At 72.6% G+C, this 19953-nt stretch carries 19 protein-coding genes; 9 read left to right on the plus strand and 10 right to left on the minus strand.

Annotated features, from left to right (window positions below):
- Positions 1-11: 11 nt before the first annotated feature.
- Both ung and SCNRRL3882_RS34425 read left to right on the plus strand, forming a co-directional pair.
- The gene (gene ung / locus SCNRRL3882_RS34420) at positions 12-695 is read left to right on the plus strand and encodes a uracil-DNA glycosylase (RefSeq protein ID WP_010041283.1); all 684 of its coding nucleotides are present in this window, start codon (positions 12-14) and stop codon (positions 693-695) included.
- A 97-nt stretch (positions 696-792) separates the two neighbouring features.
- Positions 793-1308 carry a tetratricopeptide repeat protein gene (locus tag SCNRRL3882_RS34425; RefSeq protein ID WP_010041282.1) on the plus strand — a complete coding sequence of 172 codons (516 nt, stop codon included), beginning with the start codon at positions 793-795 and terminating at the stop codon, positions 1306-1308.
- Between the two features lie 58 nt (positions 1309-1366).
- On the opposite strand, the gene SCNRRL3882_RS34430 is transcribed toward SCNRRL3882_RS34425, so the two are convergent.
- Both SCNRRL3882_RS34430 and SCNRRL3882_RS34435 read right to left on the minus strand, forming a co-directional pair.
- Positions 1367-1882 (minus strand): hypothetical protein, encoded by a 516-nt coding sequence (locus SCNRRL3882_RS34430; protein WP_029181266.1) that lies wholly within the window; start codon positions 1880-1882, stop codon positions 1367-1369.
- Between the two features lie 135 nt (positions 1883-2017).
- The gene (locus tag SCNRRL3882_RS34435) at positions 2018-2530 is read right to left on the minus strand and encodes a DinB family protein (protein WP_010041278.1); all 513 of its coding nucleotides are present in this window, start codon (positions 2528-2530) and stop codon (positions 2018-2020) included.
- A gap of 134 nt (positions 2531-2664) precedes the next feature.
- On the opposite strand from SCNRRL3882_RS34435, the gene SCNRRL3882_RS34440 reads away from it, so the two are divergent.
- The gene (locus SCNRRL3882_RS34440) at positions 2665-3570 is read left to right on the plus strand and encodes a Gfo/Idh/MocA family protein (protein WP_010041276.1); all 906 of its coding nucleotides are present in this window, start codon (positions 2665-2667) and stop codon (positions 3568-3570) included.
- Here SCNRRL3882_RS34440 and lnt read toward each other — a convergent pair.
- From lnt to SCNRRL3882_RS34465, 5 genes are all read right to left on the minus strand, one after another.
- On the minus strand, positions 3494-5068 hold the full coding sequence (lnt, locus tag SCNRRL3882_RS34445; RefSeq protein ID WP_010041274.1) for an apolipoprotein N-acyltransferase: 1575 nt from the start codon (positions 5066-5068) through the stop codon (positions 3494-3496). The genes SCNRRL3882_RS34440 and lnt overlap by 77 nt on opposite strands.
- A gap of 68 nt (positions 5069-5136) precedes the next feature.
- The gene (locus tag SCNRRL3882_RS34450) at positions 5137-5607 is read right to left on the minus strand and encodes a nuclear transport factor 2 family protein (protein ID WP_029181265.1); all 471 of its coding nucleotides are present in this window, start codon (positions 5605-5607) and stop codon (positions 5137-5139) included.
- A 51-nt stretch (positions 5608-5658) separates the two neighbouring features.
- Positions 5659-5838, minus strand: a complete 180-nt coding sequence (locus SCNRRL3882_RS34455) for a hypothetical protein (protein ID WP_078602854.1) — start codon at positions 5836-5838, stop codon at positions 5659-5661.
- 98 nt (positions 5839-5936) lie between these two features.
- Complete coding sequence (locus tag SCNRRL3882_RS34460; RefSeq protein WP_010041268.1) at positions 5937-6812, minus strand: undecaprenyl-diphosphate phosphatase; 876 nt, start codon at positions 6810-6812, stop codon at positions 5937-5939.
- Positions 6813-6974: 162 nt separating this feature from the next.
- Positions 6975-7445, minus strand: coding sequence for a winged helix-turn-helix transcriptional regulator (locus SCNRRL3882_RS34465; RefSeq protein ID WP_010041266.1), 471 nt, complete (start codon positions 7443-7445; stop codon positions 6975-6977).
- A 93-nt stretch (positions 7446-7538) separates the two neighbouring features.
- On the opposite strand from SCNRRL3882_RS34465, the gene SCNRRL3882_RS34470 reads away from it, so the two are divergent.
- Positions 7539-8708 (plus strand): thiolase family protein, encoded by a 1170-nt coding sequence (locus SCNRRL3882_RS34470; protein ID WP_010041262.1) that lies wholly within the window; start codon positions 7539-7541, stop codon positions 8706-8708.
- A gap of 22 nt (positions 8709-8730) precedes the next feature.
- Here SCNRRL3882_RS34470 and SCNRRL3882_RS34475 read toward each other — a convergent pair whose 3' ends face one another.
- Positions 8731-9522 carry a TVP38/TMEM64 family protein gene (locus SCNRRL3882_RS34475; protein ID WP_010041260.1) on the minus strand — a complete coding sequence of 264 codons (792 nt, stop codon included), beginning with the start codon at positions 9520-9522 and terminating at the stop codon, positions 8731-8733.
- A 345-nt stretch (positions 9523-9867) separates the two neighbouring features.
- Between SCNRRL3882_RS34475 and tuf the strand changes: the two genes are divergently transcribed.
- Entirely contained in the window at positions 9868-11037 is a 1170-nt protein-coding gene (gene tuf / locus SCNRRL3882_RS34480; protein ID WP_010041258.1) for an elongation factor Tu, read from the plus strand.
- Positions 11038-11122: 85 nt separating this feature from the next.
- Positions 11123-11968, plus strand: coding sequence for a spermidine synthase (locus tag SCNRRL3882_RS34485; RefSeq protein ID WP_010041256.1), 846 nt, complete (start codon positions 11123-11125; stop codon positions 11966-11968).
- On the opposite strand, the gene SCNRRL3882_RS34490 is transcribed toward SCNRRL3882_RS34485, so the two are convergent.
- The gene (locus SCNRRL3882_RS34490; RefSeq protein WP_010041255.1) at positions 11930-13243 is read right to left on the minus strand and encodes an MFS transporter; all 1314 of its coding nucleotides are present in this window, start codon (positions 13241-13243) and stop codon (positions 11930-11932) included. The two genes, SCNRRL3882_RS34485 and SCNRRL3882_RS34490, sit on opposite strands and share 39 nt — an antisense overlap.
- Positions 13244-13319: 76 nt before the next feature.
- Positions 13320-14333 carry a hypothetical protein gene (locus tag SCNRRL3882_RS34495; RefSeq protein WP_010041253.1) on the minus strand — a complete coding sequence of 338 codons (1014 nt, stop codon included), beginning with the start codon at positions 14331-14333 and terminating at the stop codon, positions 13320-13322.
- A gap of 161 nt (positions 14334-14494) precedes the next feature.
- Between SCNRRL3882_RS34495 and SCNRRL3882_RS34500 the strand changes: the two genes are divergently transcribed.
- From SCNRRL3882_RS34500 to SCNRRL3882_RS34510, 3 genes are all read left to right on the plus strand, one after another.
- On the plus strand, positions 14495-14947 hold the full coding sequence (locus tag SCNRRL3882_RS34500; protein WP_173937324.1) for a DUF4442 domain-containing protein: 453 nt from the start codon (positions 14495-14497) through the stop codon (positions 14945-14947).
- A 371-nt stretch (positions 14948-15318) separates the two neighbouring features.
- A complete protein-coding gene (locus SCNRRL3882_RS34505) occupies positions 15319-17202 on the plus strand; it encodes an RICIN domain-containing protein (RefSeq protein ID WP_102514899.1) in 1884 nt (627 codons plus the stop codon).
- A gap of 296 nt (positions 17203-17498) precedes the next feature.
- Positions 17499-19886 carry a phosphoketolase gene (locus SCNRRL3882_RS34510; protein WP_010041249.1) on the plus strand — a complete coding sequence of 796 codons (2388 nt, stop codon included), beginning with the start codon at positions 17499-17501 and terminating at the stop codon, positions 19884-19886.
- The last annotated feature ends 67 nt before the right edge of the window (positions 19887-19953 follow it).

The raw sequence follows: 19953 nt of genomic DNA on the forward strand, positions 1-19953 counted from the left end.
AGGACGTTGACGTGACCGACATCGCCATGCTGCCCGAGTCCTGGCGCGGGGTTCTGGGTGACGAGCTGCAGCAGCCCTGGTTCAAGGAGCTGACGGAGTTCGTCGAGGAGGAGCGGGCGAAGGGTCCCGTCTATCCGCCGCGCGAGGAGGTCTTCGCCGCGCTGGACGCCACGCCGTACGAGAGGGTGAAGGTCCTGATCCTCGGTCAGGACCCGTACCACGGCGAGGGGCAGGGGCACGGGCTGTGCTTCTCGGTCCGGCCCGGTGTGCGGATCCCGCCGTCCCTGCGGAACATCTACAAGGAGATGCACGAGGAGCTGGGCACGCCGATCCCGGACAACGGCTATCTGATGCCGTGGGCGCGGCAGGGCGTCCTGCTGCTCAACGCGGTGCTCACCGTTCGCGGCGGTGAGGCCAACTCGCACAAGGGCCGGGGCTGGGAGAGGTTCACCGACGCGGTCATCCGCGCGGTGGCCGGCCGGCCCGACCCGGCCGTGTTCGTGCTGTGGGGGAACTACGCGCAGAAGAAGCTCCCGCTGATCGACGAGTCGCGGCATGTGGTGGTCAAGGGCGCGCATCCCTCGCCGCTGTCGGCGAAGAAGTTCTTCGGCTCGCGTCCGTTCACGCAGATCAACGCGGCGGTGGCGGCGCAGGGGCACGAGCCGATCGACTGGACGATTCCGAACCTGGGCTGACGGCTGACGCCCCGGCGACGTACGGAGCGGCCTCAGCTGGATCCTCCCCTCCTGCCGTTAGCGTCGGGAGGAACAGCGGGCGAGCGGTGCGGAGGGCGTGGCCGTGGAGCGACAGGGACAGGCGGCGCCGGATGCCGTGCCGACGCGGATCGGGCAGGTCGTCATGCTGCACCACGCCGGGGACCGGGAGGAGGCCCGGCAGCGGTTCCTGGACCTGTGGGCGGAGATCGGGGAGCACGGCGACCCGCTGCACCGCTGCACCCTCGCCCACTACCTGGCCGACACGCAGGACGATCCCGCCGACGAACTGGCCTGGGACCTGCGCGCGCTGACGGCGGCGGAGGAGATCACCGACGCCGGGACCACCTCGGGGGAGGGGGCCCTCGTGGTGCGCGCGCTCTACCCCTCGCTGCACCTCAACCTGGCCGCCGACTACGACAGACTCGGCCACCGCGACGCCGCCCGCGCACACCTGCGGCGGGCGCGGGGAGCGGCCACGGCCCTCACCGACGACCCCTACGGCGAGGGCGTCCGGGCGGCCATCAGCCGACTGGAGTCCCGGCTGGGCGAGGACGGCGGGGGGACGTGGGCACCGCCGAGGCAGCGGCCGTGAAGGAACGGGGCAGGGCCTGCCCGGCCCACCTGTCCCGGGGGCGCGTTTCGAGGGTGGTTCAACGCCCGTAGGTGTCGCGGCAGATGGTGGCCTCCGGGCTGTCCGCCCGCCAGCCTCCGTAGCGCCTGCCCAACGCACAGACGTCCGTGTTCTTCGGGACGTTCTCCCGGACGTCCTGACGTACCGAATCCGGGACGTCGGGCAGGCCGGTGTGCGGAAGCCGTGGGCCGCGCGGGGCCGGCTCGGGGCGTTCCGGGCGGGCGGGGCGCGGGCGGACGTCGCGGGTGCCGGGCGGCTGCCGCCGCTGCTGTGGCGCCGTCGCGGCGGGCGTGGTCAGGCGCGACGGGGACGCGGCCGGCTCCGGGCGGCGGGACGTCTCGATGAGTTCCAGGGCCTCCCGGGCCGGTGCCTGCACGATCTGCGTCTGCGTCTGCCCCTCCGGCTCCGGCGCCGACGTCCGGGACGGGCCCGCCGGCGACCCGGGAACGGGGGGACGCTGGACCGTCACACAGCCGGAGAGGGCCGAGACAGCCACGGTCACCAGGAGCGTCGCTGTGGTCGTCGTTCGATGCACCCGCGCCACTCTGGTGCGTCCGGCCCGCGGCGGGGCGGCGGACGGGTGGAGGATGCCCCGCACGGGTGATCTCGCGCCCCGTAGGGAGGCAGACGGCCCGTCCGGGGTGACGTCGGCGGGCTGTCCCGGGTGACGTCAGTCGCCGGTCGAGCCGTCGATGCGCTCGCGGATCAGGTCGGCGTGGCCGTTGTGCCGCGCGTACTCCTCGATCATGTGGGTGTAGATCCACCGCAGGTTGAACCGTTCGCCGGTGCGTCGGTGCTTGCCCTCGGAGATGTCGTCCAGGCCGAAGCGGGCGGCGTTGCTCCGGGCGGTCTCGATCTCGGCCTGCCAGGCCGCGTGCGCCTCCCGGTAGGTGTCGGCATCTGTCAGATGGAACTCGCCGTCCGGGTCCTCGTCGCTCCAGTAGAGCGGCGCCACGGCCTCGTCCGTGAGCACCCGGCGGAACCAGCTCCGCTCCACGTCCGCCATGTGCCGCACCAGCCCCAGCAGCGACAGGTCGGAGGGCTCCACGGCGGAGGACCTGAGCTGCTCGTCGGTCAGGCCCTCGCACTTCCACGCGAGTGTCTGCCGGTGGAACTCCAGCCAGCCCTCCAGCATCGTGCGTTCGTCGGCGGTCGTGGCAGGCATACGGCGTTCGGTCGTCATGCCCGCATCCTTTCCCAACGCCTCCTGCCGCACCACGGCTTTTTCAGGCCCCGAGCCTCCCGTCCAGCAGCTCGCGCAGCCGCCGTATGCTTCCGAGCAGACCCCGGCAGGCAACCGTTGGAGGAGAGCACCTCATGAAGGTCGGCTGCATCGGACTCGGCGACATCGCGCAGAAGGCCTACCTTCCGGTCCTCGCCTTCCAGCCCGGGGTGGAGCTGCACCTCCAGACGCGCACGCCCGCCACGCTCGACCGGGTCGCCGACGGCCTCCACGTCCCGCCGGAGCGGCGGCACACCACCCTCGACTCCCTCCTCGCGGCGGGGCTCGACGCCGCCTTCGTGCACGCGCCGACGATCGTGCACCCGGAGATCGTGACGCGGCTGCTGGAGGCCGGCGTGCCCACGTACGTCGACAAGCCGCTCGCCTACGAACTCGACGCGTCCGCGCGGCTGGTGGCGCTCGCCGAGGAGCGGGACACGAGCCTCGCCGTCGGTTTCAACCGGCGTCACGCGCCCGGCTACACGCAGTGCGCCGACCATCCGCGCGAGCTGATCCTGATGCAGAAGAACCGCATCGGGCTCCCGGAGGAGCCGCGCGCGATGATCCTCGACGACTTCATCCACGTCGTCGACACCCTGCGGTTCCTGGTGCCCGGCGAGGTCGACGACGTCACCGTGCGCGCCCGCGTCCAGGACGGCCTGCTGCACCACGTCGTGCTCCAGCTCGCCGGGGACGGCTTCACCGCGCTCGGCGTGATGAACCGGCTCAGCGGTTCGGCCGAGGAGATCCTGGAGGTCTCCGGGCAGGACACCAAGCGGCAGGTGATCAACCTCGCCGAGGTCGTCGACCACAAGGGGCAGCCGACCGTGCGGCGGCGCGGCGACTGGGTGCCGGTGGCCCGGCAGCGCGGTATCGAACAGGCGGTGCTGGCGTTCCTCGACGCGGTCCGGGCGGGCAAGGTGCTCAGCGCCCGGGACGCGCTGGAGACCCATGAACTGTGCGAGCGGGTGGTACGCGCGGTTCAGGAGCGGACCGCCTGAGCCGCAGCGTCCGCAGACCTTCACCGGCGCCCCAGGCGGCGAGGATCAGCATGGCCGCGTGCACGGTCCAGTCACCGAGGCGCACGTAGGGCGTGGTGCCGTGGGCGAGGGGGACGTCGTAGATCTGCGCGGCGGACGCGTCCGTCCCGAGCCACGAGCCGACCCGCTGCCCGCTCGGGCCGTAGACGGCGGAGACACCCGTCAGCGTCGCGTGCACCATCGGGCGGCCGGTCTCGGCGGCGCGCAGCGCGGCGAGGGAGGCGTGCTGCTCGGGCGCCCAGCTGTTCTGGAAGGTGGACGTCGACGACTGGCCGATCAGCACGTCGGCGCCCTCCCGGGCGAGGTGGCGGGTCATGTCGGGGAAGGCCGTCTCGAAGCACACCATCGGGCCGGCGCGCAGGCTGTCCCCCACGTTCATCACGACCGGCCGGGAGCCGCGCATGCGGTCCTCGCCCGCCGCCTTGCCGACGGAGGTGGCCCAGCCGAGCAGGGAGCGGGCCGGGACGTACTCGCCGAAGGGGACGAGCCGCATCTTGTCGTAGCGCTCGCCGGTGAGACCGTCGGGCCCGACCAGGATGGAGCTCTTGTAGATGCCGGGCTTGTCGGAGCGCCGGGCGTCCACGTTGACCAGGATGTCGGCGCCCGTCGCGCGGGACAGGTCCGCGAGCCGCCGGGCGAGGTCGGGCCGGTCCCCGAGGTCGAAGCCGACGCTGCTCTCACCCCAGACGATCAGGTCGACGTCCTGTCCGGCCAGCCGGCGGGTGAGCTGTTCCTCGCGGGCGAACCGGCGGTCCGCGCTGTCCGGGCCGCCGACGATGCCCGGCTGGACCACGGCGATCCTGACCTGGCCGTCGACGGCGGGGCGGGGCGAGAGGGGCCAGGCGGCGGAGGTGGCGGCGGCCGTGGCGACGAGACCGGCCATGGCGGGCACGCGGGCCTGACGGACCGCGACGAGCACGGCGACCGCGACGTTGACGGCCACGATCAGGAAGCTGAGCAGCCACACCCCGCCGATCGAGGCCAGCCGCAGTGCCGGCTCGACCTGCCACTGAGTGGAGCCGAGCATGCCCCAGGGGCCGCCGAGACCCTGCCAGGAGCGGACCAGCTCGACGGCCAGCCAGCCCGACGGCAGGACGACGAGTGCGGCCGCGATCCGCCGCCGCGAGGGGAGGCCTGCCAGCAGGCGGTGCACCTGCCACCCCCACAGGGCCCACAGGGCGCCGAGCAGCGCCGCGAGGACGAACGTGAAGACGTGCAGGAAGGGCAGCAGCCAGTGGTGCATGGCCACCATGAAGCCGAACCCGCCGCACCAGCCGTCGTACGCCGCGCGTTTCCCGGTCGGCGCGCTGCGGATCAGCAGGATCCAGGGGACCAGGGCGACGTAGGCCCACCACCACGCGGACGGGGCGGGATAGGCGAGTACGGGAAGGGCGCCCGCTATCACGGCGGCGGCCGAGCGCCGCCACGGGGAGGCGAGCCAGTGGCCGAGCGTCTTCATAGGCGCCTCCTACCCGCTCGTGCCTCCAGTGTGCGCCCTGGGGACGATCTACGACAGTGGACGCCGGGTCAGTTGACCACAGGTGCCGTCCGCCGCTCGGGAAGGCGCCGCCACTTCTCCCTCACGACCACCTCGCTCAGCCGCCAGCCGTCGATCGTGCGCCGCAGCCCGAACGCGTACCGGCCGCCGCACACGAAGTCGGGCGCCGGCCCTTCGGTGGCCATGGGGTTGACGTAGTCGGCCTGGACCTGGGCCGTGTCGCCGGTGTCCTGCTCCCAGACACCGAAGCGCACCCGCCGGTTGACGATCAGGTGCTGTCGCATCGGGAAGAGCCGCATGCTCTCGGCGAGCCACTCGGCGACCGCCGGGGCCTCCCCCTCGATGCCGCCGGCCGAGCGGTAGTCCGCCCGTCCCTGAGGGACGAACAGCCCCCGGTACGCCTCCCAGTCACCGTCGTCGACCGCCACCGCGTAGTCGGTGATCACTCCGTCGACGGCCAGCCGGTCTCTCACGGTGGCGAGCTCCACGCGCTGCGTCATCGGCTCAGTGTTGGGCATGGGAGGCGCGGAGCCAAGGGGTGTGCGGCGGGATCAGGCCGCCTTGACGACGGCGCCGCGGATCGCGGCCGCCCACTCGACGACCAGCAGCTCGTACTCCGCGCGCTCCTCGGCCGACAGGGTGCCGCCCGTGCGCCGCCAGAGCGCACGGATCTCCTCGTTGACCTCGGCGGCGGACCGCACGGAACCAGGGGTCAAGAAATCGGGGGACATGCCGACAAGCCTAGGGGGAGCCACTGACAGCCCGCTACCGGACGGCTACCCGATCGCTATGCGGTTGGTCACGAGACGCGGGTCACAGGCCGCCGGGGTCAGCCCGCCGACTCGGCCGCGTGCGGGCTCAGCGCGCCCATCGACACCAGGGCGATGATGACCACGCCGAGCGCGATCCGGTACCAGACGAACGGCATGAAGCTCTTGGTCGAGATGAACTTCATGAACCACGCGATCACCGCGTAGCCGACGCCGAAGGCGATGATCGTCGCGAAGATCGTCGGCCCCCACGAGACGTGGCCGCCCTCCGTCGCGTCCTTGAGCTCGAAGAGGCCGGAGGCCAGCACCGCGGGGATGGCGAGCAGGAAGGAGTAGCGGGCCGCGGCCTCGCGCTTGTAGCCCATGAACAGGCCGCCGCTGATGGTGGCGCCGGAGCGGGAGACGCCGGGGATGAGCGCCATGGCCTGGCAGACGCCGTAGATCAGGCCGTCCCGTACGCCGAGGTCCTCCAGGGACTTGCGCTGCTTGGGTGCGCGGTGCCTGCCGCCGCTCTCGTCTCGTGCCGCGAGCCGGTCGGCGACGCCCAGGACGATGCCCATGCCGATCAGCATCGTCGCGGTGATCCGCAGGTCGCGGAACGGCCCCTCGATCTGGTCCTTCAGCGTCACGCCGAGCACACCGATCGGTATGGAGCCGACGATGACCAGCCAGCCCATCCGCGCGTCGGGGTCGCTGCGGAGCGCCTTGTTCGTGAGCGAGCGCGTCCACGCCGAGATGATCCGCCCGATGTCCTTGCGGAAGTAGATCAGCACGGCGGCCTCCGTGCCGATCTGGGTGATCGCCGTGAAGGCGGCGCCCGGGTCCTCCCAGCCCGAGAAGGCCGCCGTCAGGCGCAGGTGCGCACTGGACGAGACGGGGAGGAACTCGGTCAGCCCCTGGACGAGTCCGAGGATGAGTGATTCGAACCAAGACATGAGGTAGCGGAGTCCAAGTGCCGATCGTGGAACGGACGACGGGCACACCGGCCCGCCGGGTGTGACGAACCGGGGGATCAGGTGTGCCGAGGGGGAAGCGTAGCGTCCCCGGACGGCCGCTCCGACACAGGGGTTTGGCCGGTGCTGTGCGGCGGGGCGGGATCAGGCCGCCGTCGGTCCGGTCACCGTCCAGCCGGGCGTCCGGGGGTGGGCCGTGAGGTCCTCGTGGCGCACCTCGTCGCCGCAGGCCCGGCAGGTGACGACCGGGGCGAGGGCCTGGCCGCAGGAGTGCTCCAGGACCATCGGACGGTCGCCGTCCGTGCGCAGGTGGCGGTCGCCCCAGGCCATGAGGGTCATCAGCACGGGTTCCAGTTCCAGCCCGGCCCGGGTGGGCCGGTACTCGAAGCGCTGCGGGCGCTCGCTGTAGGGCTGCTTGACCAGGATCCCGGCGTCGACGAGCCGGCGCAGCCGCGTGGCGAGGATGTCGCGCGGTGCGCCGATGTTGCGCACCAGCTGGTCGAAACGGCCGTTGCCGAGGCACACCTCCCGCAGGACGAGCAGCGAGTACTTCTCGCCCACGAGGGCCAGGGTGTCGGCGATGGAGCAGGGGCGCGGATCTTTGCTGGCGGCCATGAAGCCCAGTCTAGGAGAGGGTTGGATTTTCCAACCCATGGAGCTACGGTGAGTTTGGATTTCCTACTCACTGGTAGTCGTGGAGGCCCGCACATGCGTGACGCAGTCATCGTCGAAGCCGTACGCACCCCGATCGGCAAGGGCAAGCCGAACGGCGCCCTCGCGCACGTCCACCCGGTGGAGCTCCTCGCCCACACCCTGCGCACCCTCGTCGAACGCTCCGGCGTCGATCCGGCGCTGATCGACGACGTCATCGGCGGCACCGTCGACCAGGTCGGCGAGCAGGCCATGAACACCACCCGCTACGCCGCCCTGTCCGCGGGCTTCCCCGAGTCGGTGCCCGCGACCACCGTGGACCGCCAGTGCGGCTCCTCCCAGCAGGCCGTGCACTTCGCGGCCCAGGGCGTCCTCTCGGGCGCGTACGACCTCGTCGTGGCCTGCGGGGTCGAGTCGATGAGCCGGGTGCCGATGTGGTCGAACGTGCCCGCGGGCAAGGACCCCTTCGGCCCGGGGATCGCCGAGCGCTACCCGGAGGGACTCGTCCCGCAGGGCATCAGCGCCGAACTCATCGCCGCCAAGTGGTCGATCGGCCGCGAGCAGATGGACGACTTCGCCGTCTCGTCGCACCGGAAGGCCGCGGCGGCCTGGGACAGCGGGCTCTTCGACGCCGAGGTCGCGCCCCTGGAGGGCGTCACGCGCGACGAGTGCGTACGGCCCGGCAGCACCACCGAGGTCCTCGCCGGCCTCAAGCCCGCCTACTACGACCCCGGCTTCGCCGAGCGCTTCCCGCAGATCGAGTGGAACGTCACGGCGGGCAACGCCAGCCCCGTCAACGACGGCGCCTCGGCGGTGCTCATCACCTCCGGCGAGACGGCGGCCCGGCTCGGCCTGCGCCCGCTCGCCCGGCTGCACAGCTTCGCGGTCACCGGCTCCGACCCGCTGCTGATGCTCACCGGTGTCGTCCCGGCGACCGAGAAGGTGCTGCGCAGGGCGTCGCTCACCCTCGACGACATCGATCTGTTCGAGGTCAACGAGGCGTTCTCGAGCGTCGTTCTGGCCTGGCGGCAGGAGACCGGCGCCGACCTCGCCCGGGTCAACGTGCACGGCGGCGCGATCGCGCTCGGCCACCCCCTCGGCGCGAGCGGCACCCGGCTGACGACGACGCTGGTGCACGCGATGCGGGAACGGGGCGCCCGGTACGCGCTCCAGACGATGTGCGAGGCGGGCGGGCTCGCCAACGCCATGGTGCTGGAACGGGTGTGAGCCGGGCGGGCGTAACGGTCCGTCAGAGCTGGCGCAGGCGGTGCCGCTTGCGCCAGGCCACCACCACACCCGCCAGCGCGGGCAGGGCGATACAGGCCAGGGCGATCAGGAAGGCGGGCGACGTCGGGGTGGAGGCGCGGGCGCCGGCGACGACGTAGGCGGCGGTGTTCGGGATCGAGCCGAGGCCCGTGGCCAGCAGGAACGGCAGCAGGCCCATGCGGGAGACCGAGGCGCAGTAGTTCGCGGCCCAGAACGGCACACCGGGGAAGAGCCGCACCGCGAGCATCGAGCGGAAGCCGTGCCGGCTGAGCTGGCCGTCCGCGGCCTTCAGCCAGCGCCCGCGCAGCAGCGGCCGCAGGGCGTCCTGGCCCAGCGCCCGGCCCAGGCAGAAGGCGATCCCGGCACCGAGCACCGTGCCCGCCAGCGCCACTCCGGTGCCCAGTTGCGAACCGAACAGCGCCCCCGCCGCCAGGTTCAGCAGCGGCCTGGGCACGAACGCCACCGTGCACACGCCGTACGCCACCGCGAACACCAGCGCCGCCATGGCTCCGGAGAGCTGCGGCGGCCAGCCCTGCGTCAGCAGCCGCTGCGGCTCGAACAGCAGCACCCCGCACGCCCCGGCGGCGAGCAGCGCGACGAGCAGGGACAGCCTCGACCACGGGGAGAGCAGAACTCTCGTGCAGCGAGCGGCGAAACCGGTGGACGGGACGGGCGAGGCGGTCGTTGCCGAGGGGACGGCGACGGCGAGCTCCGCGGTGCTGGCCCGGGGAGAGGCCGTGGCGGTGCCCCCAGAGCGGGTGGTGGCATCGAGCATCCGGCGACACTAACCGACACATGTGTGTGATCGCCGTATGGTTCGTCTCACGAGCGTCACAGGCAGCCCCGCGCGTCCCCGCGCGCGGACCGACAGGGCGGCCGCCGAAAACCATTCGACGTGCGGTAAAGCGTCGGCAATGATCTGACTCATGTTCCGGCACGCCTTCACCCTCGCAGCATCCGTGGTCACGGATGCCCCGAAGGCTGCCGTCGTGGTTGTCACGGCCGTTGCAGACGGCGCCCGAAGCTGACCCTCTCCGGTTCGTCCGGCGGACCCCGCAGGGGGAGGGTCGGGCAGGTCCTCGGGGTCCCACTCCATGACGAGACGCTTCGAGGTACAGCCATGTCCAAGACGGCCTACGTCCGCACGAAACCACATCTCAACATCGGCACGATGGGTCATGTCGACCACGGCAAGACGACCCTGACGGCCGCGATCACCAAGGTCCTCGCCGAGCGCGGCACCGGCACGTACGTGCCGTTCGACCGGATCGACCGAGCGCCCGAGGAGGCGGCGCGCGGCATCACCATCAACATCGCGCACGTCGAGTACGAGACCGACACCAGGCACTACGCGCACGTCGACATGCCGGGCCATGCCGACTACGTCAAGAACATGGTCACCGGCGCCGCGCAGCTCGACGGGGCGATCCTCGTCGTCTCCGCGCTCGACGGGATCATGCCGCAGACCGCCGAACACGTACTGCTCGCCCGGCAGGTGGGCGTCGACCACATCGTGGTCGCCCTCAACAAGGCCGACGCGGGGGACGAGGAACTGACCGACCTGGTCGAGCTGGAGGTCCGCGACCTGCTCACCGCGCACGGCTACGGCGGCGACTCCGTACCCGTCGTACGCGTCTCGGGACTGAAGGCACTGGCGGGTGACCCGCGCTGGACTGCCTCGATCGAGGCGCTGCTCGACGCGGTGGACACGTATGTGCCGATGCCGGAGCGGTATCTGGACGCACCGTTTCTGCTGTCCGTGGAGAACGTGCTGACCATCACCGGGCGGGGGACCGTGGTGACCGGTGCGGTGGAGCGGGGCACGGTGCGGGTCGGGGACAAGGTCGAGGTGCTCGGGGCTTCCGTGGAGACGGTGGTCACGGGGCTGGAGACCTTCGGCAAGCCGATGGAGGAGGCGCAGGCCGGGGACAACGTGGCGCTGCTGCTGCGGGGGGTTCCCCGGGACGCTGTCCGGCGGGGGCACGTGGTGGCCGCGCCGGGGAGTGTGAAGCCGCGGCGGCGTTTCTCGGCGCAGGTGTATGTCCTGTCGGCTCGGGAGGGTGGGCGGACGACGCCCGTCTCCTCCGGGTACCGGCCGCAGTTCTACATCCGGACCGCGGATGTGGTGGGGGTGGTCGACCTCGGTGAGGTGGCGGTGGCTCGGCCCGGCGACACGGTTGCCATGACTGTGGAGCTGGGGCGGGAGGTGCCGTTGGAGCCGGGGCTCGGGTTCGCCATTCGTGAGGGTGGGCGGACCGTGGGGGCCGGGACCGTGACCGTGGTGGGTTGAGGTGGTGGGGGACTGCGGGCCGTCTTGGGCTGGTCGCGCAGTTCCCCGCGCCCCTCCTCTGCGTTGTCCCACGCACAATGGAGGGGTGAAGGACTCCATTCCCGTCGCCCGGTCCGTCGATCATGGGTTTGCCAAGCTGATGCCCGACGTCGACCGGGAACGGGCCTGGTTGCTGACCGTCGACGGGGCGCCGCAGTCCTATGTGGATCTGGACGAGCCGACGCATCTGGAGTTCGAGTACGCGCGGCGGCTCGGGCATGTGCTGGATGTCGTGGCGGAGCCGGGGGCCGCGTTGGACGTGCTGCACCTCGGCGGGGGGGCGCTGACCCTGCCCCGGTACGTGGCCGTGACCCGGCCGGGGGCACGGCAGGACGTCGTCGAGGCCGATCGGGGGCTGCTGGAGTTGGTGTCCGAGCACCTGCCGCTGCCGGACGGGGCGCGGGTCACGCTGCACGCGTCGGATGCCCGGGCGTGGCTGGAAAACGCTCCCTCGGACGCGGCGGACGTCATCGTGGCCGATGTGTTCGGCGGGTCGCGGGTGCCGGCGCATCTGACGTCCGTCGACTACGTCCGCGAGGCCGTGCGGGTGCTGCGGGACGGTGGGTTCTATCTCGCGAATCTGCCCGACGCCGCGCCCTTCGCCTTTCTGCGGTCGCAACTCGCCACCCTGGCCACCGTCTTCGAGGAACTCGTGCTGATCGCCGAGCCGGGGGTGCTGCGGGGACGGCGGTTCGGGAACGCGGTGCTCGTGGCCGGGCACCAGCCGGTCGACGTCGCCGCCCTGGCCCGGCTCATGGCCGCCGACGTCTTCCCGGCCCGGGTCGAACACGGCGCCGCCCTGCGGGACTTCATCGGGGACGCGCGGGCCGTGCGGGACGAGGACGCCGTGCCGTCACCCGAGCCCCCCGACGGGGCGTTCGGCATCGGCTGACGCGTGCCCGGTGCCGCCTCGGGCCACCGGGGCGGTCCTGCGCCGCAGGTTGCGTATGTCCGGTACGCACAGCGCGGCCGCCGTGACCAGGACGACCAGGCCGGCGCAGCCCCACAGCGCGGCCGTACGGCCGAACGCCTCCTCGGCGGGGCCGGCCGCGGCCGTGGCGAGCGGTACCAGCGCGACCGAGCCGAACCAGTCGTACGCCGAGACGCGGGAGAGCTTGTCCTCGGGGATCTCCTGGTGCAGGGCCGTCATCCAGGACACGCCGAACACCTCGATCGTAGCGCCGGCGACGAACATCACCACGTAGAGCACCCCGATCGGCACCGGCACGGCGAGCGCGGCCGAGGGCAGGGCCAGGGGGAAGACGCAGAGGGTGCCGGCGAGGAGCAGGCGGCGGGGTTTCCAGCGGGTCATCAACACGGCCCCGGCGACGGTGCCCGCCCCGAACGCGCCCAGGGCGAGGCCCCACGGGCCCGCGCCGCCCAGGTGGTCCCGGGCGACGAGCGGGCCGTACACCGCGTCGGCGGCGGAGACGACCGCGTTGGCGATCGAGAACTGGACGACGACGGCCCACAGCCACGCCCGGCCGGAGAACTCCCGCCAGCCCTCCCGCAGATCGGCGAGCAGACCACCGCCCGGTGCGCGCGGCGGGATGTGACCGACGTCGAGGAAGGCCCGCAGCACCCCGGCGACGGCGAAGGCCGCCGCGTCCGCCGCCAGCACCCAGCCGGGCCCGATCACGGCGACCATGGCACCGCCGACCGCGGCGCCGCCCAGGGCCGCGCCCTGCATCGCCATCCGGAACACCGCGAACGCGCGGCCCGCCTGCTCGCCCGAGACGGAGGACATCAGCATGCCCTCGGCGGCCGGGCCGAAGAAGGCCTGGCCGGTGCCGCCGAGGGCGGCGAGCAGCATCATCTGCCACAGCCGGGGATCCCCGGTCAGCACGAGGGCGGCGAAGGCGGCCTGGGAGACGCAGTTCAGGGCGTTGGCCGCCACCATGACGCGGTGCCGGGGCAGCCGGTCCGCGACGGCGCCGCCGATCAGCAGGAACAGCACCAGGGGGAGCATGCGGGCCGCCGCGACCAGGCCGACGTCACCGCCGTCGCCGCCCGTTTCGAGCACGGCGAACGCCGCGGCGACCAGGGCTCCCTGGCTGCCCAGGTTGGTGACGACCGCGGCGGCGGTGAGCAGGGAGTAGTTGCGCCCCGCCCAGGCGGGCCGGCGGGGGCGTCGGGCGGAGGCGGTGGGGGTGGGGGGCGAGGTCACCGGCCGACTATCGCCGCCGGGGGCCCGTCCTGCCAAACGGTTTGCGCGTTGTCGCAGGCGGGCCCGTTCGGCGGCGTCAGCCTCCGGTGGGCTCGCCGTGCAGCCGGACCGTGCTGAGGATCTTCAGGATGGTCTCCTTGGGCACCTCGTCCTTGACGCCCTTGGCCCCGAAGAAACTCCACGCGACGAAGTCGCCCGCCGAGTTCTTGAAGCCGAACGTGACCGCCTTGCCGTCGCTCGCGCACTTGCCCTTGTCGGGAGTGTTCTCCGACCACGCCCAGGCGACGCTGCCCTTCACGCCCGCGGTGGTGGTGTAGGGCCTGGCCTTCTCGTCGGTCTTGACGCTCTTCTTGTCCGGCTGCGTGTAACCGCCGTACACCCACCAGGCAACCTGGTTGAGGGCGACCTCATCGGTGTTCTTGGCCCCGTCCGCGCCCTTGGTGCCCGCCCCGGCCAGGGCCTCGCTCTCGGTCCTGCCGTCCTTGTTGTCGTCGCTGGTGCACCACTTGGACTTGTAGAAGGCCGGCGCCGACATGATGATGAGCGGCTTGCCGTCGTCGGACTTCTCGTCCTCGAAGAAGACGGACGACGTCGGGGACGCGACCTCCCAGTCCGCGGGCACGTCGAAGGCCGTGCCCCACTTGGGGTTGATGACGACCTTCCAGCCCTTGACCGTGGGCTTCTCCTCCCCGCCGCCGCGGGGGTTGTCGCCCGCGGCGGGCGTGCTCGCCTCCGCGGACGGGCTCGCCGGCGCCGTGCTCTTCTTGCTTCCGCCCTTGCCGCCGTCCGCCGTGTCGTCCTTGTCGCCGCCCAGCACCAGGAAGCCCGTGACACCGGCCGCCACGACGACCGCCGTGGCGGCGATGATCGCGACCAGCTTCGTCCGGTTGCCGCCGCCACCGCCCTGCGGGGGCTGCGGCGCGCCGGCCGGCCCGGGGGCACCCCACTGCGGCTGCTGTCCGTAGGGACTGGGCTGCTGCTGATAGCCCGGCTGCTGGTACGGATTCGGCTGCTGGTAACCCGGCTGCTGGTACGGGTTGTTCGCTTGCGGGTTCTGCTCGCCCCCGGGCGGCTGCTGTCCTGGCCACATGGGCAGCAACCCTAGCCGCGCTCCGGACACGATTCGGTCACTGCCCGTGGACGGAGGCGTAGCAACGCGGGAACGGGGCGGGGCGGACGGTCGGCGAGGACGATGCGGCGGCCGTCACACGGGCCTGGTCAGCTCTCTCTACTCGTGAGTAACATGCGGCCATGAGCGCAGACCAGATGTCCATCGGCGAGATGCTCGCCGCCACGGTGCCCATGGCCCGGACCCTGAACCTCGAATTCCTCGAGACGACGCCGGAGCGGGCGGTGGTGTCCCTGCCCGACCAGGGCGAGTACCACAACCACGTGGGCGGGCCGCACGCCGGGGCGATGTTCACGCTCGGCGAGTCCGCGAGCGGGGCGATCGTGCTGGCCGCGTTCGGGGACCAGCTCTCGCGCGCCGTGCCGCTCGCCGTCAGCGCCGAGATCGCCTACAAGAAGCTGGCGATGGGCGCGGTCACCGCGACCGCGACCCTCGGCCGCCCGGCCGCCGAGGTCGTCGCCGAACTGGACGCGGGCGGGCGCCCGGAGTTCCCCGTGTCCATCGCCATCCAGCGGGCCGACGGTGCGGTCACCGGCGAGATGACCGTGGTCTGGACGCTGCGCCCCAACGGCTGATCCGCCTGTCGCCTGCCCGGAGCCCCGGCCGAGTGCCGGGGCTCTCGCATGTCGGCCGCGATGTCCCGGGGGAGGGCTGCGCGGTCGGAGATTTCGTGGACCAACCGCCTTTGCGCCCACACAACTTGAGAGCCGCCGTCGGAGTGTTATCGAAAGCCGGTGCGGATACCGCCGGTAACATATCTGAATTCCTCTCGTTTTGAACTCGGGTCATCCGAACTCCTTGTTGCCTGTGAGTCGTATGTGCGAAAGTGAGCCACCTCACAGCCAAGTCCGCAGCTGACGCGGCATAGGTATGCACCAATCACGCACCTGCTTTCCGACGGACGCGCAATTCGCATGCCGTCCTGCGGCTGGAAGGAAATGGTTCAGTGCAATCCCCCTACCCCCCACGCCCCCCGTACCCGCCGCGCCCCGGAGCGGGTCCCGCGGATTCCGATCGCCATCTCCTCGCCCGGGTCGGTGATCCCGGCGAAGGCCCGCGCGCGGTCGCCCTGTTGCTGGCCCGGCACTGGCGGGCGGTGTACGAGTACGCCGTGATCTGCCTGGCCTCCTCCGAGGATTCGGCGTCCATGGCGGCCGCCGCCGCGTTCCGCCGGGAACTCGCCCGGCCGGGCGGCGGCGCGCTGCGCCCGCGGCTGCTCGCGGCCGTCCGGGACGCGGTCCGGGAATGGGCCGCCGACGACGGCATTTGCGGAGTACTGCCGGAACTCCGCAAAACCGTCGGCGCGCGCGGACTGCGTGCCGCGCGGTCCGTGACGGCCGAAAGGCGGCGGCTCGCCGAGCGCGCATTCGGGGCCCTTCCGGGGGCGTCCCAATGCCTGCTCTGGCATACCGAGGTCGAGGCCGAGCCCATATCCGTACCGGCCGGTCTGCTGGGAGTGGACGTCCGTACCGCGTCGGCCGCGCTGGAGCAGGCGCGTGAGCAATTCCGGGCGGGTTGCGTCCGGGCCCACCGGGAACTCGCGCCGACGCAGGAATGCCGCTTCTACAACCGGCTGCTGGACGTTCCGATGCGTCGCGGCGGGGCTCTGCTGCCGGACGTGCAACGGCATCTGATGGCCTGCCGCTACTGCCGGCACGCCGCCGAGCAACTCAGCCATTTCGAGGGCGGGTTGGAGGACCTGCTCGTGGAGACGGTGCTCGGCTGGGGCGCCCGCCGCTACCTCGAATCACGGCCCGGCCGGGACCGGGGCCGGGGTGCCCTGTCCGCGGCCGGAGCCGGTGGCCGCCACCGGCTTAGGGCCCAGGCCCTGCCGGCGGGCGGCCGGCCCGGGCCTTCGAGAAGACACACCAAGGCGCTGGCCGCCGCGGTCGGGGTGACCTCCCTCGTGCTGCTCGCGACGCTGCTCGCCGCCCGGGGCTGGACGGAGGAGGGCGGCACCGTCACCCCACGGGCCACCTGGGGAGCGGTCAGCGGCCACTCCGTCGCCCCCGACTCCACCGGAACCTCCTCGGCCGGGCTCCCGTCGGCCGCGTCCGCCGGCCACCCCGCCGAAGTGGCCCGCGGACGGCTGCGCAACCTCGACGCAGGCCTGTGCCTCGGCGTCCGGGGCGGCCGGCCCCGGGCCGACGCCCGCATGGTGCTGACCTCGTGCTCCGCCGCCGGGCCCCTCCAGTGGTCGTACCAGGACGACGGCATGCTGCGCAGCGCCGCCGACCCCACGCTCTGCCTCGGCTCCGACACCGCCGAGGGCTCGGTCGTCCTGGCCGGCTGCCTCGTGCACGAGGGAGTGGTGCGCTACGACCTGACCGTGCGCGGCGAACTCCTGCCGCGCGGCGGCAAGGGGCTGGCCCTTGCCCGTGGCACGGGCCGGAACGTGGTCGTCGCCGGGCGCGACGGATCCGCGGCGCAACGCTGGGCGCTGGAACCGGAGGTGGGGTCGGGGGGCGCCGCGGCGGGGGATTTTGGGGATGCGCGGGAGCCGGGGGAGCGGCGGGGCCAGGACGCGCCTCGGGAGAGCCGCGGGCAGGAGAGCCGCCGGGAGAAGGAGCTGTACGACGGGGCCCCGCCCGGGCATCGGCCCGAGCCCCCGCGCAGCGACTCCGGGGATCTGCCGCAGGAGCGGTACGAGACGCGGTTCGCCCAGGCGGACTGCTGCGGCGCGGCCGAACCGGGACGGGCCCCCGGCGACACCGGCACGCCCGGTACCGATGTCCTCGGCCCGGTGCCCCACGCCGACGTACTGGGGTCCGCGACAGCCCCCGTGACGACGGCCGTGATGACGACGCTCCACTCCACCGCGCTCCCGTAGACCGAGCCTCCGGGGTGTCGTGCCGCCAGGGCCCGGGGCGGGTCCGGGCGTCCGCGGGGTCGGCTCTCGGCTCACCGGCCCGGTCGGGCGGGGCCGTCCCGGCCTTCGGCGTCACCCACCGGGTCACCCGTCGTGTCACCCGGTCGGGCGGCCCGCCCCGGATCCCGACGCGTGGCCCATCCGGTCCGCCCGGCCCCACCGCGCAGCGGTCGGCACACGGCCGGGAGGCGCCGGGCATCGAACCGGAACAGACTGGTACTCCTCCTGAGGCCGTCGCCGAACCCAGGGAGTCACTCATGCCGGAGGCCCCGCGCCAGGACAGCAGCACGCAACCGACCGACGAGGAACTGCGCACGCTGGACGCCCACTGGCGGGCCGCCAACTACCTGGCGGCCGGCCAGATCTACCTGCTGGCGAACCCGCTGCTGACCGAGCCGCTGCGGCCCGAGCACATCAAACCGCGGCTGCTGGGCCACTGGGGCACCTCGCCCGGACTCAACCTCGTCCACACGCACCTCAACCGGGTGATCAGGAACCGCGCGCTGGACGTGCTGTGCATCTGGGGCCCGGGCCACGGCGGCCCGTCGGTGCTGGCCAACTCCTGGCTCGAGGGCAGCTACACCGAGAGGTACCCGGACGTGACGCGGGACGCGCAGGGCATGGAGCTGTTGCTGCGGCAGTTCTCGTTCCCCGGCGGCGTGCCCAGCCACGTCGCCCCGGAGGTGCCCGGCTCGATCCACGAGGGCGGCGAACTCGGCTACTCCCTCGCCCACGCCTACGGCGCCGCCCTCGACCACCCCGGCCTGCTGGTCGCCTGCGTGATCGGCGACGGAGAGGCCGAGACCGGCCCGCTGGCCGGATCCTGGCACGCCAACAAGTTCCTCGACCCCGTCCACGACGGTGCCGTCCTGCCGATCCTGCACCTCAACGGCTACAAGATCGCCAACCCGACCGTGCTGTCCCGCCTCCCGGAGTCCGAGCTCGACGCGCTCCTGCGCGGCTACGGCCACGAGCCGATCCACGTCAGCGGCGACGACCCGGCCGCCGTCCACCGCGCGATGGCCCAGGCGATGGACACCGCGCTCGACCGCATCGCCGAGGCACAGCGCGCCGCCCGCGAGGAGGGCGCGACCGAGCGCCCGCACTGGCCGGTGATCGTGCTGCGCACCCCGAAGGGGTGGACCGGCCCGGCCGAGGTCGACGGCGAGCCGGTCGAGGGCACCTGGCGCTCCCACCAGGTGCCGCTGGCCGGCGTCCGCGACAACCCGGAACACCTGCGCCAACTGGAGGCCTGGCTGCGCTCCTACCGGCCCGAGGAGCTGTTCGACGCCGAGGGCCGGCCGGTCGCGGACGTCCTCGCCTGCGTGCCCGAGGGCGGCAGGCGGCTCGGCGCCACCCCGTACGCCAACGGCGGGCTGCTCGTCCGCGACCTGCCGATCCCGCCCCTGGACGACTTCGCCGTCCCCGTCGACAAGCCGGGCACGACCCTGCACGAGCCCACGCGCGTCCTCGGCGACCTCCTGGCCCAGGTCATGCGGGACACCGCCGACCGTCGTGACTTCCGCCTGGTCGGCCCGGACGAGACCGCCTCCAACCGGCTGCAGGCGGTCTACGCCGCCAGCGGCAAGGCCTGGCAGGCGGGCACCCTCGACATCGACGAGGACCTCGACCGGCACGGCCGGGTGATGGAGGTCCTCTCCGAACACCTCTGCCAGGGCTGGCTGGAGGGCTATCTGCTCACCGGCCGGCACGGGCTGTTCTCCTGCTACGAGGCGTTCGTGCACATCGTCGACTCGATGGTCAACCAGCACATCAAATGGCTGCGCACCTCCCGGCGACTGCCGTGGCGCGCCCCTATCGCCTCCCTCAACTACCTGCTGACCTCCCACGTGTGGCGGCAGGACCACAACGGCTTCTCCCACCAGGACCCCGGCTTCGTCGACCACGTCCTCAACAAGAGTCCCGAGGTCGTCCGGGTCTACCTCCCGCCGGACGCCAACACCCTGCTGTCCGTCGCGGACCACGCCCTGCGCAGCCGCGACTACGTCAACGTCGTCGTGGCCGGCAAGCAGCCCTGCTTCGACTGGCTGTCGATGGACGAGGCCCGGGTCCACTGCGCCCGCGGCGCCGGCATCTGGGAGTGGGCCGGCAGCGAGGACGGCTCCCGCGAGCCCGACGTGGTGCTGGCCTGCGCCGGTGACGTCCCCACCCAGGAGACCCTGGCCGCCGCGCACCTGCTGCGCCGGCACCTGCCCGACCTGTCCGTCCGCCTGGTGAACGTCGTCGACCTCGCCCGGCTGCTGCCCCGGGAAGAACACCCGCACGGCATGAACGACTTCGAGTACGACGGCCTCTTCACGGCCGACAAGCCGGTGATCTTCGCCTACCACGGCTACCCCTGGCTGATCCACCGCCTCGCCTACCGCCGCGCCGGCCACCAGCACCTGCACGTGCGCGGCTACAAGGAGGCCGGCACCACCACCACGCCCTTCGACATGGTCGTCCGCAACGACCTCGACCGCTATCGCCTCGTCATGGACGTCATCGACCGCGTCCCGGGTCTCGCCGTGCGGGCCACGGCCGTACGCCAGCGGATGGCCGACGCCCGCACCCGCCACCACGCCTGGATCCGCGAGCACGGTACGGACCTGCCCGAGGTCGCCGAGTGGAACTGGAACGCCTGAGCCGCGGAGGACGTCTTGTCACCCGGTAGGCTTCCCGTGCACGCAGGGAAGCACAGGGAAAGGATCC

The sequence above is a fragment of the Streptomyces chartreusis NRRL 3882 genome (assembly GCF_900236475.1).
GTDB classification, from domain to species: domain Bacteria; phylum Actinomycetota; class Actinomycetes; order Streptomycetales; family Streptomycetaceae; genus Streptomyces; species Streptomyces chartreusis_D.

Coding starts and splice junctions, on each gene's coding strand:
- SCNRRL3882_RS34500 (WP_173937324.1), top strand. CDS start 14,495: ATGAGCGCAGACCAGATGTCCATCGGCGAGATGCTCGCCGCCACGGTG.
- SCNRRL3882_RS34455 (WP_078602854.1), bottom strand. CDS start 5,838: ATGTCCCCCGATTTCTTGACCCCTGGTTCCGTGCGGTCCGCCGCCGAG.
- SCNRRL3882_RS34450 (WP_029181265.1), bottom strand. CDS start 5,607: ATGACGCAGCGCGTGGAGCTCGCCACCGTGAGAGACCGGCTGGCCGTC.
- SCNRRL3882_RS34495 (WP_010041253.1), bottom strand. CDS start 14,333: ATGTGGCCAGGACAGCAGCCGCCCGGGGGCGAGCAGAACCCGCAAGCG.
- SCNRRL3882_RS34470 (WP_010041262.1), top strand. CDS start 7,539: ATGCGTGACGCAGTCATCGTCGAAGCCGTACGCACCCCGATCGGCAAG.
- SCNRRL3882_RS34510 (WP_010041249.1), top strand. CDS start 17,499: ATGCCGGAGGCCCCGCGCCAGGACAGCAGCACGCAACCGACCGACGAG.
- SCNRRL3882_RS34465 (WP_010041266.1), bottom strand. CDS start 7,445: ATGGCCGCCAGCAAAGATCCGCGCCCCTGCTCCATCGCCGACACCCTG.
- tuf (WP_010041258.1), top strand. CDS start 9,868: ATGTCCAAGACGGCCTACGTCCGCACGAAACCACATCTCAACATCGGC.
- SCNRRL3882_RS34435 (WP_010041278.1), bottom strand. CDS start 2,530: ATGACGACCGAACGCCGTATGCCTGCCACGACCGCCGACGAACGCACG.
- SCNRRL3882_RS34475 (WP_010041260.1), bottom strand. CDS start 9,522: ATGCTCGATGCCACCACCCGCTCTGGGGGCACCGCCACGGCCTCTCCC.
- SCNRRL3882_RS34440 (WP_010041276.1), top strand. CDS start 2,665: ATGAAGGTCGGCTGCATCGGACTCGGCGACATCGCGCAGAAGGCCTAC.
- lnt (WP_010041274.1), bottom strand. CDS start 5,068: ATGAAGACGCTCGGCCACTGGCTCGCCTCCCCGTGGCGGCGCTCGGCC.
- SCNRRL3882_RS34460 (WP_010041268.1), bottom strand. CDS start 6,812: ATGTCTTGGTTCGAATCACTCATCCTCGGACTCGTCCAGGGGCTGACC.